The sequence below is a fragment of the Nocardia sp. NPDC059177 genome, assembly GCF_042755165.1.
Lineage (GTDB): Bacteria > Actinomycetota > Actinomycetes > Mycobacteriales > Mycobacteriaceae > Nocardia.
This window is the reverse complement of record NZ_JBHZBX010000018.1, coordinates 62252-79872: the sequence shown is the minus strand read 5'-3', so window position 1 is coordinate 79872 and position 17621 is coordinate 62252. Positions and strand designations below refer to the sequence as shown.

Here is a 17621-nt window from a genome sequence, read left to right as displayed (position 1 = left end):
CGCCCGCTCCGGGCGCATCCACCGGTCAGGGCAACCCGCTCTCGATCGTTGTGCGCCGACCGGTTCCGTGATCCGACCCCACCGTCGAGGGGTGGCGGGGTCGGGTCGCGGTGCCGAAAGACGATGACGCGCAACGACGGTAGTGTTCTGTGCTGTGAGTGAGTTGTCCGGCCGCAGGTTCCGCAATGTCGCCAGGATGGACGATGCCGTGAGCCGGGCGGTGTCCTCCATTCCGGAGTCACGGGTCGACGGCGGGATGCTCACGCTGACCCGCTCGGCCAACACCGGCCGGCTGTGGCTGGCGCTGGCCGCGGCGCTGGCGGTGAAGCCCGGCCCACCGCGGCGGGCCGCGTTGCGCGGGGTGATCGCGCTGGCCGGGTCGAGTTTCGTGGTGAACCTGGTGCTCAAGTCGCTGATTCCGCGCCGTCGCCCGCCGGCCGAGCTGATGCCGCACGGCCGCCGCCTGGTCGAGGCGCCGGTGTCCTCGTCGTTCCCGTCCGGGCACAGCGCCAATGCCGCCGCCTTCGCCACCGCCGTCGCGCTGGAGAGCCCGCGCACCGCGCTGGCCGTCGCGCCGGTAGCCGCCGCCGTGGCGTACTCGCGCCTGCACACCGGCGCGCACTGGCCCTCCGATGTGCTGGTCGGCGCCGCGGTCGGCACCGGGGTCGCGCTGACCACCCGCCGCTGGTGGCCGATCCGCGAATCCGACGAGGCCGACGCGCACGCGGTGCACGACGCGCCGGTCCTGGCCGACGGCGCCGGTCTGCTGCTGCTGATCAACCCTCGCTCCGGTGATTCCGCCTACGACCCCACCGCCGACATCGCCCGGGCCCTGCCCGCCGCCACCCTGCTGCAGACCGCGCCCGGCCGCGACGCCGCCGAACAGTTGCAGGAGGCCGTCGACCCGTCGGTCGTCGCCGTGGGCGCCGCGGGTGGCGACGGCACCATCGCCGCGGCCGCCGCGGTGGCGGTGCGCAACAAACTGCCGCTGGTCGTGGTGCCCGCGGGCACGCTCAACCACTTCGCCCGCGACCTCGGCGTCTACGACCTGCGCGAGGTGGTGGACGCGACCAGCACCGGCGAGGCGGTCGAGGTCGACATCGCCGCCGTCGAATTCGAGACCCCCGACGGCACCCACACCCATCACTTGATCAACACCGCCAGCATCGGCGCCTACCCCGATTTGGTCCGGCTGCGCGAGCAGTGGCAGGACCGCTGGGGCAAATGGCCCGCCTTCGCCGCCGCGCTCATCGTCACCCTGCGCCGCGCCGAACCGATCCGGATCCGCATCGACGACCGCTGGCACGATCTGTGGTTCCTGTTCGTCGGCAACGGCCCCTACCACCCGCACGGCGCCGTCCCCGCCTTCCGCTCCCGGCTCGACGAGGGCCTGCTGGACGTGCGCTGGCTGCGCGCCGACGTCCGCTTCTCCCGCACCCGCGCCGTCGTCGCCCTGATGCTCGCCGCCATCGGCCACAGCCGCGTCTACGGCGAACGCCAGATGCACGAACTCACCGTCGCCCTGCGCACCCCGTCCGCGGTCGCCGCCGACGGCGAAGTGGTCGGCACCGCAACCACTTTGCGTTTCACCATCGCCGGCCGCGTCCCGGTCTACCGCCGCGACGAGGACAACCCCCGCTGGGAGAACCGCGCCCGCCCCCACCACCGCCGCCCCCTCGCCTGGCTCACCGACCGGCGTCGGTAGCATCACACAGCGGGCGACGTGCGCATCCGAATCGTTTTCGCCCGCACCGGCGTCCACCTCACAAACCCGTCTCACCTCCATCACCATTGCTCACAACCCCCGCGACCCTGCCGTGATGGGCGCTCATCATGGAGTGATGAGTTCTCCGGACGGTGGACGTCCGATCAGCGCGACAGAAGCCGACCGGCGGTGGGATCCGTGGACGCCCAGTGTGGTCGCCGCGCGGCTGGCCGGGTGCACGGCGCCGTGGGCGGTGGCGGGCGGGTGGGCGCTCGACCTGTTCACCGGGTCGATCTCGCGGGCGCACGCCGACCTCGAGATCACCGTCCCCCGCGCCGATTTCCCGCTGATCGCCGCGGCCTTTCCCGAATACGAATGGGACGTCGTCGGTGACGGCATCGTGTGGCCCTACGCCGTGGCCGGCCGGCGTCCGGACCTGCACCAGACCTGGTTACGCGACCCGTTCACCGGCACCTACCACCTCGACGTCTTCCGCGAACCCCACGATGGCAGCACCTGGATCTGCCGCCGCCACCCCGCCATCACCCTCCCCTACCCCGACCTGATCCACGCCACCCCCACCGGGATTCCCTACCTCATCCCCGAAGCGGTCCTGCTCTTCAAAGCGAAAGCCCGCCGCCCCAAGGACGACGCCGACTTCCAGCGCACCCTCCCCTTCCTCACCGCCGGCCAGCGCGCCCGCCTGACCACCTGGCTGACCACCGTCCACCCGGCTCATCCCTGGCTCACCAGCACCGCCACCTGACCCCCGGACCGCACCGTTGCCGGATCCCGAAGTGCCAGCTATACAGGAGTATTGGACCACGTTGCATGTGAACGGGATCTCCTATGCTCACCGAACTCCTCCTCGGCATCGCCGCCGGTTTGATCACCTCGGGACTACTCACGCAGTTCATCCGATTTCGCCGAATGGGCGGCCTACAGAAGATCCGGGTCTTCGAACCGAAAGAGGGGCAGTTCAATACCGCCTTCTACGCGTACTTCGTCGAGCAGCTCGGCCGCGCCACCGAGGAGATCGTGATCACCGGTGAGGGATTCACCTACCGTGGTTCCGAGGGACAGCGGCTGGCCGATTTGTACCACTCGGCCACCCGGGACGCGTTGGCGCGCGGTGTCCACGTGATTCGATTCCAGACCTTCAACAACATCCATCCGCGTTGGCGTGAACGACTGCGCGAGTTGCTGATCCAGTACCCAGGACACTTTCATCTCTATCTGGTGAATCACGTCGAGGGCATGCGTGACCTGGCCAGCGTGTGCGTGATCGACGCCGCTCGACGCGACAATGTCATGGAGATGTCGCTGTCGACCGACCGCGATCTGGAAGACTGCAGCGTGCGGCTCGCGGATACGGCGATCTTCATTCACGGGCGCAAGGATCTCGCTGCCGCGCTGAGGTCGAACGTCATGTCCATGAAGCGATTCGGAAACGTCGTGCTGGTCACCTCCGCCGACCAGCTCGCGGCATCGATCGAGGAGGTCTAGATGGTGCTCTATTTCGCCTACGGCTCCAATATGTCCGCGGCGCAGATGCGACGCCGGTGCCCGGGCGCGACGCTGCGTGGCATCGGAACGCTCGAGCGATTCCGGCTGGCCTTCAACCGGACCGGGTCCTATCGCCCGGGCGCGGTCGCCAGCGTCGAGCCGTCGGCGGAACCGTCGAGCCAGGTGATCGGCCTCGTCTGGGAGATGTCGGACCACGATCTGCGGGAGATGGACGCGATCGAAGACCCGGAGGCGTACCTGCGTATCGCGGTGCCGGTCCGCACCATGGAACACGGCATCGAATACTGCTGGGCCTACATCTCCTATCCCGATGAACGCGGCTCGGCGCCCGATCGCGAATACGTTCAGATACTCATCGACGGCGCCCTCGAAGCGCAGCTTCCCCCGGACTACATCTCCGAGCTCAAAGCCTGGCTGTCGCCGGCGGGCGACTCCGAACTCGCCACCTCCCGGCCGTAGGTGCGGTCGATTCGCTAGACCGGCCCGCTATCGGCACCAGCCCTGCCGATAGTCGGCCCAGTCCTGTGGTGTCGCCGCGAAATCGACGTACAGGGCGATGCCGAAGTCGGTGCGAGAGACGTCGGTGCGGGTCAAGCCCAGGCGGATGCCGCGGACCGCGGCGGCGACGGTTTCGGCCGCGCCGTGGTGGCCCGGATCGTCGGTCCAGAACGCGGGGGCGCCCATCAGCAGGTCCACGTCGGTGGGTGTCACCTCGGTGGCCAGGGCGGTCTGCTGGGCCACGTAGCCGCTGTAGAGCGCCTTCGTCGGCATGGCGGTGTCGTAGGACATGACCGCCACCTGGTCGACGCGGCGGGCGACCTCGGCGAAATACGCTTGGCTCCACCATTTTCCGTGGTCGGCGACCGTCAGGCCGACCGAGTGCAGGCCGGGGAGCGGGTCGATCACCGGGGCCGAGACCGACAGCGCGACACCGGCCTCGGCGGTCACCGCCGCGGTCGCGTCGAGCAGGGCGAGGTAGCCCGGCGAGCCGGAACGCACCGGTTCCAGGTCGTAGTGCACGCCGTCGAAACCGTAGGCCAGCACCCGGCGGGCCGAGGCGACGACCCGGTCGCGGGAGGCGGCCGATTCCAGGTCGAGCCCGTCGAATTCGGGCTGGACGATATCGCCGAGCCAGGACTGCACCCGGATGCCCGGCAGCTTCGCGTGGACCGCGTCGACGAACCAGCGAGCGCGCGGCGCCAGCTCGTCGCGCAGGCTCCCGTCGTGTTCGAGCGGGCCGGTGTGCACGTAGAGATCCCGGATCCCGCTGCCGGCCAGCAACGTCACCAGAGCGTCGATATCGGCGTCGGTCCGGCGCCCGTCGACCCACGCGTGCCCGAGCCAGAACGCATCCTTGCCCCGCGTGCGCGCCAGCTCGGACTGCTCACCCACATTGTGCGCCAGTAACGCGCACAACACCCCGATGACCGGCGCGAACACCAGCGCGACCAGCACCGCGACGATCACCGCGCATCGCCGCCACCACGACCACGACTGCCACTTCCCCCGCACGAAACCTCCCCGGCGTCAACGAACCGCCCAGTTTACCGGCAGGTACCGAACCGCAGATTTCCGGCAAACCACCCATGCGTGAAACACTCTGCGTCGCTGTACAACTGAACGGAGCATCATGAAACTCGCCGTCACCCTCGGGTCCACCGCCATCGCGGCCTTCGCCTTCGCGATCGCGACTCCGGCCGTGGCCACCGCGCAGACCTCGGACTGCCACAGCTCGTACTCCCCCTGCCTGCCCATCGTCAGCGATGTCGACTGCGAAGGCGGCAGCGGGAACGGGCCCGTCTACACCGGCCCGGTCCGGGTCATCGGACCCGACGACTACGGTCTCGACCGCGACGGCAACGGTCTCGGCTGCGAGTAGACAGAAAGAAGGGCGTGCGAGACGATCGCACGCCCTTCGTGTTCCCCGACCTCAGCGGTTCTCGGGACCGCCCTGCCCACCGTCACCGGGCTTACCCAGATCAGGACCGGATCCCGGCCCGCCATAGCCCTGGCCACCTTCACCCGGCCCGCCGTAGCCCTGGCCGCCGCCGGCCGGGCCACCGTAACCCTGACCGCCCTCGGCCGGACCGCCGTAGCCCTGCCCCGGACCGCCGTAGCCGGGTCCGCCCTGGGCCGGACCCCCGTACCCCGGCTGCTGCCCGAATCCCCCTGCGGGATCGCCGTATTGCTGCGGATACCCCGGCTCGGGCGCTGCCGCCGCACCGGACACCGGCCCGCCGACGACCACCCGGTAGGCGTAGGTCGAGGCGATGATCGTCAGCGGAATGGTCACCAGCAGACCGAGTCCGCACGGAATCGCGCCGAGGATATTGATGCCGACCAGCGCCAGTGCCAGCAACAGCAGCGGACCGGCGTTCGCCGAGATCGCCGAGAAACTGGATTTGATCGCGGTGATCGCGTCCTGATCCTGGTCGATCACGAATTGCATTGTCCACCAGGTGAAGAACGCGACGACAATACCCGGCAGAATGCACAGCAGCAGACCGATACCGGTCGCCAGACCGACCAGCAGACCGGCCAGAATGACCGCGCCGACATGGGTGAACTGGAAGAAGTCACCGAATGCCGGTTTGCGCCCGTCGATTTCGTGCAGCGCGCCGCGCACGAAAGCCGCCGAGATCAGATAGCCGACGATCGTGCTGACGATCGTGCCCAGCAACTGCCAGATCCCGAAACCGATGACAAGGGCGCCGTCGGCATCGGTGTCGGTGTCGGCCCCGAGCCCGAAGACGAAATTGATCGCCACCTGGATCAGGACCGCCACCAGCACGATGGCCACCCACACCACCGCGTTGTCCTTGAATTTGTTCCACCCGTATCCGAGCGCGTCACCGACGCCGAGCTTGGGGCCCGCCGGTGGATAACCGGGTTGCTGCTGTCCATACGTCATCCGAATCGCACCCCTCATCGCCTGGACGGCCGCGGCCGCCTTTTATGAGTTCATTCCGATCCGGCGTCACGGTCACGCCGACACTGCCGATCATGACATATCGAACTCAGCTCCCGGCGTTCTCCCGCCTGGGCAGTTTCCAGCCAGGACGCGGGAAATGGCAGGTGTAGCCGTCGGGGTAACGCTGCAGGTAGTCCTGGTGTTCGGGCTCGGCGTCCCAGAAGGTGCTCGCAGGGGTCACCTCGGTGACGACCTTGCCCGGCCACAGCCCCGAGGCGTCGACATCGGCGATGGTGTCGAGGGCGACGCGGCGCTGGTCCTCGTCGAGATAGAAGATCGCCGAGCGATAGCTCGAGCCGATGTCGTTGCCCTGGCGATCCCGGGTGGTGGGGTCGTGGATCTGGAACAGGAACTCGAGCAGCGCGCGGTAATCTGTCTGAGTCGGGTCGTAGACGATCTCGACGGCTTCGGCGTGCCCGGGATGATTGCGGTAGGTCGGGTGATCGTTGCGTCCACCGGTGTAGCCGACCCTGGTCGCGAGGACACCGGGCCGGCGCCGGATCAGATCCTGCATTCCCCAGAAGCAACCACCGGCCAGAATCGCCATGCGGGTTTCGGTCACGCGTCCTCCTTCATGAGAGCCCACGGTCGCACACTCGCGGCACAACCGTCTCCAGGACAACTCCGGTGGTCAGGCCGAAAATTCCCGCCAGTACAGTTGCCGCCCGAGCGTTATCTCAGGCCAATTCACGCAGGCGGGAAACAAGAGGAGAACGGCGCGATGCCACGGATCGGCGTTTCACGGAATTCGGTGATCGGCTTGCTGGCGGTACTGGCGATGGGAGCCGCGGTCGGGAGCGCGCAGGCGCACCCCGGCCACGACGATTCGGTCGCCCAGAAATCGACCTGCGCGCTACCCGGTCAACCCCGTCCGGACGATCTACAGGCGCGCGCGCCCAGCCCGACCGCCATCGGCCAGATCGACGCCGTCCTGATCGAGGCGGGCACCCGTTCCCCGATTCCCGGTGGCAAGGTCGTACTCACCGGTGTGGACGCCTGCGGCGATTTCATCCACCGGCATCTGACCACCGGCCGCAACGGACAGGTCAGCTTCCGCGCGCTGCAACCCGGCCGCTATCAGGTGACGGCGTATACCAGTGCCGCCGCGGTGCGCTCGATCTCCTCGACCGATATCGACCTGACCGTGTCGACGCGCAAAACCCTGCAGTTCACCGCGGGAATCGACGACTGAGGCGGGTTTCGGGGCCGGGTGCGGCCCGGCCCCGAAACCCGTTCACAGCCAGCGCGACCCGAAACGTCGTGATACAAATCACCCAGAGTTGGAAGGGTGGTTTTCCGGATGGAACCGACAGCCGAACAGCGGGCGGCACTGGGCACGATTTGCGACACATTTCTCCCCGGTGACGGGCTGGCGCTACCCTCGGCGACCGAACTGGGGGTGGTCGACACCATTTTCCAGATCCTGGGCCGCAACCCCCGCGAGGCCGACGGTAAACAGCTCGCCCGGCTGCTCGGCATGTGGGACTCCCGCGCTATGGGGCTGCTGACCGGCAGCGGCTTCCGCCGCTTCTCCACGCTGTCGCAGGAACGTCGCGAGGCCGCGCTGCTGCGCCTCGGCGATTCCGGGCTGGCGCCGGTGCGCGCCATTTTCCAGGCGCTCAAGCAGGCCTCGCTGCTGGCCTACAACGTCACCCCCGGTCCGACCGGGGAGAACCCGCTCTGGAAGCAGATCGGCTATCCGCCGCCGCCCGGGCGTCTGACCACGGCCGCCGAGCCGGCGCTCACCCCGCAGCGCTACACCGAGCCCACGACGCTGGACTGCGATGTCGTGGTGGTCGGCTCGGGCGCGGGCGGTGGCGCCGCCGCGGCGGTCCTGGCCGAGGCCGGCCTGGACGTGGTGGTGCTCGAACGCGGAAACTATTACGACGACCGGGATTTCGGCGACGGCGAGCTCGACGCGCTGACCAGCCTCTACTCCCCCGGCCCGCCGTCCACGGCGGAGGGCCAGCTCACCCTGGTCGCGGGCAGCTGTCTGGGTGGCGGCACCGTCGTCAACTGGAGCACCTCGCTGCCGACCCCGGATTCGGTGCGCGCGGAATGGGCCGAGACCGGTGTCCCGCAGTTCACCACCGACGAATTCGGCGACGCGCTCACCGCCGTGCAGCAGCGCATCGGCGTCACCGATCGCAAGTCCCCGCTCTCGGCCCGCGACGGGGTGCTCGAACGCGGCGCGCGGGCGCTCGGCTGGGACATCGACACCCTGCCGCGCAATGTGAACGACGCCTGCGACGCCGGAACCGAGTGCGGCCGTTGCGGTTACGGCTGCCGCCTCGGCGCCAAGCAGTCGGTGACCAAGACCTGGCTCGCCGACGCGGCAGGCCACGGCGCGCGCCTGGTGGTCGACGCCGATGTCCGTTCGATCACCGTCTCCGGCGGCAAGGCCGAATCGGTGACCGCCCGCACCGGCGACGGTGTCGAGATCACCGTGCGAGCCCGCGCCGTGGTCGTCGCGGCGGGCGCGATCCAGACCCCGGCGCTGCTGAAGCGCTCCGGGCTGCAGAACAAGAACATCGGGCGCTACCTGCGCCTGCATCCCGCCGCCGCGGTCTTCGGGGTGTTCGACGAGGAGATCCGCCCCTGGGAAGGCGCGTTGCAGGGCCGGATCAGCAGGCATCACGCCGATCTGGACGGCAACGGCTACGGCGTCATCTACGAGACCGGCCCGCTGCATCCCGGCCTCGCGACCGGGTTCATGAACTGGCGCGGCGCGGCGCAGCATCGCGCCACCCTGCAGGATTTCGCCCGGTCGAACTCGGTCGGCGTGATCACCCGCGATCGGGATTCCGGGACCGTGTCGGTGGATCGCAGTGGCGAGCCGGTGGTGAAATACCGGCTGTCGGACTACGACGCCGGGCATCTGCACACCGGTATCGTCGGCGCCGCCTCGATCCTGGAAGCAGCTGGGGCGCAACGGATCTACTCGGGCCATCAGGCCGGTGTCGGGTTCGAGCCGGGGGTGCGCGGTTCGCTGGCGGAGTTCGACGCCGCGGCGAAGCAGGCCGGGTACGGGCCGGGTCAGTGCTCGATGGGCGCCCTGCACATCATGGGATCGGCGCGGATGGGTGGCACGCCTGCACTCTCGGCGACCGACCCCGACGGCGCGACCTGGGAGGTGTCCAACATCGTGGTGGCCGACGGTTCCAGCTTCCCCACCGCGCCGGGCGTCAACCCGATGGTCACCATCGAGGCGATCGGCTACATGAACGCGCGACGCCTGGCGGCCCGGCTGCGCTGAGCCCGGCACCGGCTAGGCTGCCCTGGTCACGGCACGGAACAGGGAGGGGAGCCCGGTGACCGCAGTGGAGGACACTTTCGCCGGCTATCGCATCGAGGGAACGCTCGGGCAGGGCGGGATGGGCACGGTCTACCGTGCCCGCCACCCGCGGCTGCCGCGGACCGTCGCGCTGAAGCTGCTCAACCGGGCGGTCTCGGAGGACCCCGAGCTGCGACGGCGCTTCGAGCAGGAAGCCGATATCGTCGCAGGCCTGGACCATCCGGGCATTGTCGGCGTCTACGATCGCGGCACCCACGACGGGCACCTGTGGATCTCGATGCGTTTCATCGAGGGCACCGACGCGGCCCGGCTCGACCCGCACACCCCGCCAGAGCGGCTGCTGCGGTACCTGGCCGAGACGGCCGAGGCGCTGGACTACGCGCACCGCCACGGCGTGCTGCATCGCGACGTGAAACCGGCCAACATCCTCATCGCCGACCCCGGCGACCCCACCGATTCCCGCGCCCTGCTCACCGACTTCGGCATCGCCCGCCTGGTCGAGGCCGACACCAAACTCACCGCGACCGGCACCTTCACCGCCACCCTGGCCTACGCCTCCCCCGAACAGCTCGCCGGCGAGGTCGTCGACCACCGCAGCGACCAGTACTCGCTGGCCTGCACCCTGTACATGCTGCTGACCGGACAACCACCGTTCGCCGCGGCCAACCCCGCCCAGGTGATCGCCGGTCACCTCTCCCAGCCGGTCCCACCGGCCGGCGGGGTACGCCCCGGGCTGCCCGCCGCCCTCGACGCGGTCCTGGCACGAGCGATGGCGAAGCGGCGCGACGATCGTTTCGGCAGCTGCCGCGAGTTCGTCGACGCGGCCCGGAACGCATTGCTGCACAATGCATTCCCCACACCAGCCGGGCAGGCGTATGCCGGACCGACCCCCGCGCGCGGATACCCACACCACGCGCAGGGTGGACCACCGTTGTCCGCCGGCCCCATGCCGCAGGGCGGATTACCGCTACCGAATGGGGCCGGATGGGCCGGGCCCGCCTATCCGGCTGCCCCGCGAGTGTCCGGCAGCGATGCGAAGACCACCGCCGTCCTCGCCATCCTGATCGGACTGATCAGCGGCTTCCTCGGGCTGTCACTGTTGGGCCATCTGCTCACCATGCAGCCGACCGATTCCCGCGCCGGGAGTGCGCTGACCTACGACCAGGACCGATGGATGTCGGCGACGGTGGTGATCTTGTTCCTGCCACCGTCGATCCTGGCGCTCACCGGCGCGGCGGCTCTACTCCTGCGCCGGAAGGCCGGGCGGATTCTCATACTCACCGCGGCAATCCTGCTTTCGGTGCTGCCCACCGCCGCCGCCGTCGTCATGGCGGTCATCGACGACCCGTACTGGCTCATCGCCTGTGTCTTCATCGTGTTTCTTCCGCTGCTCACCTTTTTCGCCGCCCGCTCCAAAGGCACCCGGAACTGGCTCGAACAACCGCGGTACTGAATCGTCGCGTCAGTGCGATGCCGCCCGCACCCGGTGTTGCGCCAGGTGGCTCAGCACCGCCTGATTCGCCTCCCACCCGTCGGGGAACTTCACCGGCACCCCGAGGTGCACCGGCTCGGCCGACGGGTGCGCGTCGAGGAGTTCGGGGATGCCCGCCCGGCCCACGACGATGCAGGCGTGCCGATGCCGCGAGGCGAGCACGCACAGGCGGCCGGCCTCCAGGTGGAAGGCACTGGCGTCGCGGCGGCCCGAGAGCGGATGCAGCACCAGGGTCACGTCGTATTCGCGGCCCTGCAACCGGTTGGCGGTGTCGACGGTGACCGGCTCGGCCGCCGTCCCGCGCAGGGCCGCGCGCACCGCATCGGCCTGGTCCCGATGCGCGGTCCCCACCGCGACCCGGTCGACGGTGACCGCCCTGGTGCCGGCTTCCGAGTGCGCCGTGGCGCCACGTTCGATCAGCCGGGCCGCGATCGCCGCGATGGCCGCCACCGCTTCCCGATCGGTGCGCAGCGTGTGCCGGGCCGGGAGTTCGTACCAGCCCCACCCGGACGCGGCCGCCTCCTCGAGCACCGCGTCGACCGGACCGCCCATGCCGCGCGTGGTGAACTCCATCCGGCGGTCCCCGAATCCGGTGCCGGACTCGAATTCGGTGAAGGGGTAGAACGCCGTCGACACCACCGGCGCTGCCGTGGCGGGCAGCCGCCAGGACACGGGCAGCCGATGGGTCGGGATGTTGTCGTTGTTGGCGAGCATGACGCTGACCGCGCTCATGGTCGGATCCCAGGTCAACCCGGCCCATCGCGCGGTCTCGACCGTCGCGAACGGATCGAGCTGCCCGGGATCACCGACGAACAGCCCACGATCGAACCGATTCGCGATGCGCAGCAACATATCCGAGCGCATCTGGTAGGCCTCGTCGATGATCGCGTGCGACCAGCTGCCCTCGGTGACGGTGGCCCACTTGGCGGCGGTCCCGATGACGATGGTGCGATCGGCGAGATCACCGGGCTTGGTCGCCACCCGGACATTGCCGTGCTGGTCGACCCGGTCGCTCACGACGTAGGCGGCGCTGGAGAGCCGCCCGATACGCAGCGCCGGGTCGGCGCCGGCGAGGCGGTCGATGAGGTCGTCGACCTGCTCGTTGGTCTGCGCCACGATCATGCGCTGGTCGTCGTCCTCGGCGAGCTGGCGGGCCGCCCGCACCACGAGCGTGGATTTGCCTGCCCCGGGCGGGGAATCGACCACCAGCGCCCGATGACTCGCCGCACGCAGATCGGTGAGGATGTCGGCGACGGCCTGATCCGGGCTCTTCACTGTGGCTCCTCGGTGCCGGGCACGTATTCCGGCGGCGGGCCGCCGTGCGTCCACGGCGTGTCCTCGCGCGCGGGCAGGTTCAGCTGACCGTTGAACGGCGATGGCGTGAACCGGGCGAAGCCGAGTTCGTCCTCGGTCGCGGGCACACTGCCGGGTTCGGCGACGAGTTTGCGGCCCATGCCGCCGGAGAGTTCGAGCACCAGGGTGTCGCCGTCGATCTCGACCACCGTGCCCGATTGTTTGGGCCGTTCGACGCAGGTCAGTTCCTCGCCGAGCACCGCCGCGAACGGGTCGGCGGTGCGAATGTGGATGTGCGGGCGCAGTTTCGGGCGCGCGCCGGAGCGGTCGAGGCGGTCGGGTTCGCTGTGCACCACAGTGCCGCGGAAGGCCGCGCCGGCGACGCGGTGTTCGAGCATGAGCAGCGGATCGTCGAACGCGCACTGCGCCTGGAGGGCTTCGAGCGCCCGTTCGCGTTCCAGCAGTTTGCGCACCGCGCGCACGGCCGGGTCGCGCCGGGACTGCGGGGTGCCCTCGGCCGATTCGGCGGCGAAGTAGGAGAAGGCGCCGCGGTCGTCGGTCCAGCGGGTCGGCACGCTGGCGCCCTCGGGCAGTGCGCGCAGCAGCTCGATCGCCCGCCACATCAGCTGCCAGGTGGGTTCGAGCTGGCCGCGCAGCGAGCGTTCCAGCCGTTCGGCTGCCACCGAGCGGGCATTGTCGTCGAGCGCGGCGTTGTAGGCGGCGATGAGCGGGGCGAGTTCCTCGTTGTCGAAACCGGGATCGGTGGCCGGGCCCGCGGGTGGCGAGCGCAGCGGGTCCTCGGCCAGGGCCGCCGCCTCGGCGCCGGTGAGCCCGCGCGGCGGGTCGATCCAGCCGAGCAGGGCGGCGAGATTGCCGTCCTCCAGGGCGGATTGGCCCGAGGCCCAGTGCGCCGCCAGCACCGAGGTCATCGCCGGCAGTACCGCGGAGCCGGGATGTTCGGCGCGGTCGCCGAACCAGGTGAGCCAACGGCCCAGCAGCGGAATCGATTCCGGGACCGGGTTGTCGCCGTCGGCCCGGTGGAAGCGCACCGAACGGCCCAGCAGTTTCAGGAAGTTCACGCCGCCGGGGTTCGGCGTCCACAGTTGCGGCGCGTCCAGGCAGCGGGTGTAGGTCTCGCCCGCCTTGGAGGTGAGTTCCTCGACCTCACCGAGGAACGAGTCCAGGTACGGCAGCACCACATCGGCGAGCTGGGCGATGAACCGCAACCGCAGCACCCGGTCGCGCGGCTGCGCCACGATCAGCACGTTCTGATCGCCGGGCGCGCTGCCGATCATGATCGCCAGCGGCGCCGCGGCCTCCCCCGCCATCCGCAGCGGCACGGCCACCAGGGGCTGATCGGCGAGGTGGACGTGGCGCACGGCCGCGGTCGGCTGCGCCCGGCCCGACCGCACCGCCTCGGCCTTGGCCAGCGCCGACAGCACGCTCATCCGGCGATCTCCAGCCGCAACCGGTGGGCGGTACGCAGCAGCGCGGTGATGTCGGCGTGTTCGGGGCCCGGTTCCAGACTGCCGTCGGCCAGGCCGAGCACGGTGTGCAGGTTGTCGATGCCGCCCACCTCGTCACACACCCCGCGGCCCAGCGCGTCGAGTGAACCGCAGACGCGGGCCTCGTCACGGCAGGCGAAGGCCAGCTCGCAACTCGACATGCATTCGGGCGCGTAGCGTGCCGGGATCGCGGCGATCGTCTTCTCCAGGCCATCGCCCGGGGCGAAGGTGGCCTCCGGTGGCAGCAGTTCGAGCAGCTCGGGAATCGCGGTGAGCCGGGCCAGCTGCCTGCCCACCACCGCCAGCTGCTTGCGCAGGTCGACCAGCTCCGCGGTCGGCCGGTTGCTGAAGTCCTTGGCGCACACCAGGATCACATTGTGCGCGACCAGCTCCGGTGACTCGCCGATCTCGGTCATCAACTCCCGCAACGCGATCACGTACACCGCGGACTGGCGGGCGGCCGCGGCGACCTGTGCCGGATCGGCCTGTCCGTCGATCACCGGGAACGCCTTGATCTCCACCACATGGAACTTGCCGTCGAGCTGCACCGCCACCACATCCGGTTCCAGGTAGGCGGTGGCGCCGGCGATGTCCAGGCGCAGCATCGGATGGTCGAACAGGGTGCCGTCGCCTGCCTCGACGGCGCTCTTCAGCAACTGTTTCGTGCGCTGGTAGCGAACCGCGTTGCCGGTGTTCTCACCCACCGAATTCAGGTCGTGGTAGGCGACTTCGGGCACGGTGAGGCCGAGTGTGTCGCGCAGCAGGGCCAGCAGTTCGGCGCAGCCGTTGGCCTTGACCATCGACTCGAAGGCGTTGCCGCGGGTGATGGCGAACTGCGACTGACCGAATTGTGGTGGGAATCCGAGCGATTGGGCGATCGCGGTCTTGTCCACCGCGGCCGCGTCGAGCAGGGCGCGGCGGGCGCATCCCGGATTGGCCGTCAAGGCGGCGATGGTGCGGGCATTGTGCCTGGTCGCGGGCGCTTCGCCACGCAACTGATCCAACTGTGCTGCGAGAGTGCTCATTTCACCTCGGTCCGTCGCCGATCGGCTACCCCGAGCCGAACACCGAATAGTTGTGCGGCCGGATCGGCGAGCTGATCCGCCGCCCGGTGCGCGGCCCGGCGCCGCTGCCGCGCGTCTTCGCCGGAATGCACTGCCAGTTCCCGCCGCGCCGCCGCGATCACCGTCGCCGGGTCGAGCGCATCCGGGGCGCCGGTCACGCCCGGAATCGATACGGCGAGCCGCCACAGTACGCGCCGTCCCGCCGATTCGGTGGCAGGCTGCGCCGACAGATGTTCGGCCAGCCGGATCGCCGAGGTCAGCAGCCCCACCCGGGGACTCAGCGGGCCGACCATCCGCCGTTCCAGCGGCCACGAACTCACCGCCATCAGGCCGCGCGCGGGCGCCAGCAGATCGGTGGTGAGTGCCGCGCACAGGTAGTACGGCCGGGCGTACGGGGCGGAACGGAAGGAGCGTTCCTCGTCGCGGCGCAGGCTGGTCAAGCGCGCGGGCAGCAGCTCACCGGAGAAGAACGCCTCGTGCGTGGCCAGCACCAGCTTCGGCGAGGACGGCACCGACAACAGCGTCAGCGCGCGATGCACGTGCTCGCGCACCGGCACCGCGGGCGCCTCGACCTGCTCGGGTTCCTCAGGAATCGACCCGAGAACCACCGCGTCCCAGTCGGTCTCGGCCTTGCGCAGCTGCGCCCGCAACTGCCGCGCCGCGACCCGATCCCCGGACGCGGCGGCCCGGCGCACCTCGGCGCGCAAACCGCTGATGCGCGCCTCCAGCTCCTCGGCCGAGTCCGTCACGCGACGGAGCGTATCCACAGCTACCAGTATTGTCCAGTGAATCCCAGTATTCCAGCCCGCAACGCCGAGATGGTCAGCACCGGTGCCGGATTGCGGCTCGACGGCGTCGCGGTGCGGCACCGTTCGGGGAACGCATAATCTGGGGCGATGACCGCTGTTGCAGATCGTTCACTCGGACCGGAACTGGCACGCATCGAAACCCTCAGCCCGGACACCGATGTCCTGGTGATCGGGCTGACGTCCTCGGAGAACGGGCCGGCCATCGTCCCCGCCGACCTGTTCGGCGATGTGCTCACCGCCGAGGTCCGCGCGGAGCTGCTCGATGCCCTGGGCGCGGTCGGCGCGAAGGGCAAGCCCGAGGAACTCACCCGGGTGCCGGCGCCCGCGGCACTGGCCGAGGTGACCAGCGTGCTCGCGGTCGGCCTCGGCGCGGCCGACAAGCTCGACGCCGAGCAGGTGCGCCGCAGTGCCGGCGTGGCCGGGCGCGCGCTCAGCGGCACCGAACTCGTCGCGACCACGCTCTCGGGCGTCGACCTGGCCGCCGCGGCGGAGGGCTTCTACCTCGGCGCGTACACCTTCACCGCGTTCAAGTCGGCCAAGAGCGCGCCGAAGCCGGACGAACGGCCGGTGCTGCGCGTCGAGTTGCTGGTCCCCGAACCGGAATTCGGCGTGCTGGAATTGCTGCGCGCCCAGCTGGTGGCCGAGGCCGTCGCCACCGCGCGCGATTTCGTCAACACCCCGCCCAGCGCGCTGTACCCGGCCGAGTTCGCCGAGCGGGCCCGCATGCTCGCCGAGGCGGCCGGACTCGAGGTCGAGGTGCTCGACGAGACCGCGCTGGCCGCGGGCGGTTACGGCGGCATCATCGGCGTCGGCCAGGGCTCCGCGCGCCCGCCGCGGCTGGTGCGGATCAGTTATGCGGGCGGGCCGAAGAAGATCGCGCTGGTCGGCAAGGGCATCACCTTCGACACCGGCGGCATCTCGATCAAGCCGGCCGCCAATATGGAGAACATGACCTCCGACATGGCAGGCGCCGCGGCGGTCGTCGCGACCGTGCTGCTCGCCGCGCGCCTCGGCCTGCCGGTCACCGTCATCGCGACCGTGCCGATGGCCGAGAACATGCCGTCGGCTACCGCGCAGCGCCCCGGCGATGTGCTCACCCAGTACGGCGGCACCACCGTCGAGGTCATCAACACCGATGCCGAGGGCCGGCTGATCCTGGCCGACGCGATCGTGCGCGCCGCCGAGGACGAGCCCGACTACCTGATCGATGTCGCCACCCTCACCGGCGCCCAGATGGTCGCCCTGGGCACCCGCACCCCCGGCGTGCTCGGCACCGACGAGTTCCGCGATCGCGTCGCGGCGATCTCGCGGGCGGTCGGTGAGAACGGCTGGGCGATGCCGCTGCCGGCCGAACTGCGCGCCGACCTGAACTCCAAGGTCGCCGACCTGGCCAATGTCGCGCCGCACCGCTGGGGCGGAATGCTCTCGGCGGCACTGTTCCTCAAGGAGTTCGTGCCCGAGGGCGTGCAGTGGGCGCACCTGGACGTGGCCGGTCCGGCCTACAACACCGGCGGGCCGTTCGGCTACATCGGCAAGGGCGGCACCGGCGTCCCGGTGCGGACGCTGATCACGGTGATCGAGGAGATCGGCGCGGAGTAGTCACTGGTCGCGCCGCTCGCGAGCCCGCCGCTCTTCGATGCGGCGGCGGGCATCGTAATCGCGCATCCGCTGCGGATAGCCGGTGCGGTTCACGTCGTACACCGGGATCTTCAGCGCACCGGCCAGGCGCCGCGCACCGCGCTCCCCGACGACGCGCCGGGTCCATTCCCCGTCCGCGGCCACCAGCACCGCTGTGACATCAGTCACAGTCGTCTTGGGTTCGATGAACGCTTCGACGCCGCGCCGGGCACGCGCCCAGTCCGCGAGCGCGTCGAGCTCGGCCGCGTTCGCGCGCGCGACTGTCCTGCTCGCACGGCGCCCACCACGGAAACGATCCAGCAAACCCATCGGTAGCCACCTC

17 protein-coding genes are annotated in these 17621 nt (G+C 70.0%); 9 read left to right on the top strand and 8 right to left on the bottom strand.

Annotated elements, in window-relative coordinates:
• Window positions 1-154 precede the first annotated feature (154 nt).
• The 4 genes from ACFXK0_RS21770 to ACFXK0_RS21755 all read left to right on the top strand — a co-directional run bounded on the left by ACFXK0_RS21770 (window position 155) and on the right by ACFXK0_RS21755 (window position 3691).
• A complete protein-coding gene (locus ACFXK0_RS21770; protein ID WP_379412426.1) occupies window positions 155-1705 on the top strand; it encodes a phosphatase PAP2 family protein in 1551 nt (516 codons plus the stop codon).
• A 136-nt stretch (window positions 1706-1841) separates the two neighbouring features.
• Window positions 1842-2471, top strand: coding sequence for a nucleotidyltransferase domain-containing protein (locus tag ACFXK0_RS21765; protein WP_379412424.1), 630 nt, complete (start codon window positions 1842-1844; stop codon window positions 2469-2471).
• Window positions 2472-2554: 83 nt separating this feature from the next.
• Window positions 2555-3211, top strand: a complete 657-nt coding sequence (locus tag ACFXK0_RS21760) for a hypothetical protein (RefSeq protein ID WP_379412423.1) — start codon at window positions 2555-2557, stop codon at window positions 3209-3211.
• Entirely contained in the window at window positions 3212-3691 is a 480-nt protein-coding gene (locus ACFXK0_RS21755) for a gamma-glutamylcyclotransferase family protein (protein WP_379412422.1), read from the top strand.
• A 27-nt stretch (window positions 3692-3718) separates the two neighbouring features.
• On the opposite strand, the gene ACFXK0_RS21750 is transcribed toward ACFXK0_RS21755, so the two are convergent.
• The gene (locus ACFXK0_RS21750) at window positions 3719-4744 is read right to left on the bottom strand and encodes a hypothetical protein (RefSeq protein WP_379412420.1); all 1026 of its coding nucleotides are present in this window, start codon (window positions 4742-4744) and stop codon (window positions 3719-3721) included.
• Between the two features lie 118 nt (window positions 4745-4862).
• On the opposite strand from ACFXK0_RS21750, the gene ACFXK0_RS21745 reads away from it, so the two are divergent.
• Window positions 4863-5111 carry a hypothetical protein gene (locus ACFXK0_RS21745; protein WP_379412418.1) on the top strand — a complete coding sequence of 83 codons (249 nt, stop codon included), beginning with the start codon at window positions 4863-4865 and terminating at the stop codon, window positions 5109-5111.
• A gap of 51 nt (window positions 5112-5162) precedes the next feature.
• On the opposite strand, the gene ACFXK0_RS21740 is transcribed toward ACFXK0_RS21745, so the two are convergent.
• Complete coding sequence (locus ACFXK0_RS21740; protein ID WP_379412417.1) at window positions 5163-6143, bottom strand: hypothetical protein; 981 nt, start codon at window positions 6141-6143, stop codon at window positions 5163-5165.
• Window positions 6144-6249: 106 nt separating this feature from the next.
• Window positions 6250-6750, bottom strand: coding sequence for a peptide-methionine (S)-S-oxide reductase MsrA (gene msrA, locus ACFXK0_RS21735; protein ID WP_379412512.1), 501 nt, complete (start codon window positions 6748-6750; stop codon window positions 6250-6252).
• Between the two features lie 174 nt (window positions 6751-6924).
• On the opposite strand from msrA, the gene ACFXK0_RS21730 reads away from it, so the two are divergent.
• The 3 genes from ACFXK0_RS21730 to ACFXK0_RS21720 all read left to right on the top strand — a co-directional run bounded on the left by ACFXK0_RS21730 (window position 6925) and on the right by ACFXK0_RS21720 (window position 10951).
• Window positions 6925-7395, top strand: a complete 471-nt coding sequence (locus tag ACFXK0_RS21730; RefSeq protein WP_379412415.1) for a carboxypeptidase-like regulatory domain-containing protein — start codon at window positions 6925-6927, stop codon at window positions 7393-7395.
• Between the two features lie 108 nt (window positions 7396-7503).
• Entirely contained in the window at window positions 7504-9459 is a 1956-nt protein-coding gene (locus ACFXK0_RS21725) for a GMC family oxidoreductase N-terminal domain-containing protein (protein ID WP_379412414.1), read from the top strand.
• A 55-nt stretch (window positions 9460-9514) separates the two neighbouring features.
• Window positions 9515-10951 carry a serine/threonine-protein kinase gene (locus ACFXK0_RS21720; protein WP_379412412.1) on the top strand — a complete coding sequence of 479 codons (1437 nt, stop codon included), beginning with the start codon at window positions 9515-9517 and terminating at the stop codon, window positions 10949-10951.
• A 9-nt stretch (window positions 10952-10960) separates the two neighbouring features.
• Here ACFXK0_RS21720 and ACFXK0_RS21715 read toward each other — a convergent pair whose 3' ends face one another.
• Genes ACFXK0_RS21715 through ACFXK0_RS21700 form a run of 4 tightly spaced genes read right to left on the bottom strand, consistent with a single transcriptional unit; the run spans window position 10961 to window position 15601 of the window.
• Window positions 10961-12265, bottom strand: coding sequence for an AAA domain-containing protein (locus tag ACFXK0_RS21715; RefSeq protein ID WP_379412411.1), 1305 nt, complete (start codon window positions 12263-12265; stop codon window positions 10961-10963).
• Window positions 12262-13731, bottom strand: coding sequence for a hypothetical protein (locus tag ACFXK0_RS21710; protein ID WP_379412410.1), 1470 nt, complete (start codon window positions 13729-13731; stop codon window positions 12262-12264). Before ACFXK0_RS21710 ends, ACFXK0_RS21715 begins: the two co-directional genes overlap by 4 nt.
• Window positions 13728-14813: a hypothetical protein gene (locus ACFXK0_RS21705; protein ID WP_379412409.1), complete on the bottom strand. Its 1086-nt coding sequence runs from the start codon at window positions 14811-14813 to the stop codon at window positions 13728-13730. The genes ACFXK0_RS21710 and ACFXK0_RS21705 overlap by 4 nt, the downstream gene beginning before the upstream one ends.
• Window positions 14810-15601, bottom strand: coding sequence for a hypothetical protein (locus ACFXK0_RS21700; protein ID WP_379412407.1), 792 nt, complete (start codon window positions 15599-15601; stop codon window positions 14810-14812). The genes ACFXK0_RS21705 and ACFXK0_RS21700 overlap by 4 nt, the downstream gene beginning before the upstream one ends.
• Window positions 15602-15748: 147 nt before the next feature.
• Between ACFXK0_RS21700 and ACFXK0_RS21695 the strand changes: the two genes are divergently transcribed.
• The gene (locus tag ACFXK0_RS21695) at window positions 15749-17260 is read left to right on the top strand and encodes a leucyl aminopeptidase (RefSeq protein ID WP_379412406.1); all 1512 of its coding nucleotides are present in this window, start codon (window positions 15749-15751) and stop codon (window positions 17258-17260) included.
• On the opposite strand, the gene ACFXK0_RS21690 is transcribed toward ACFXK0_RS21695, so the two are convergent.
• Window positions 17261-17608, bottom strand: coding sequence for an oxidoreductase (locus ACFXK0_RS21690; protein WP_379412404.1), 348 nt, complete (start codon window positions 17606-17608; stop codon window positions 17261-17263). It abuts the gene before it with no gap.
• Between the last annotated feature and the right edge of the window lie 13 nt (window positions 17609-17621).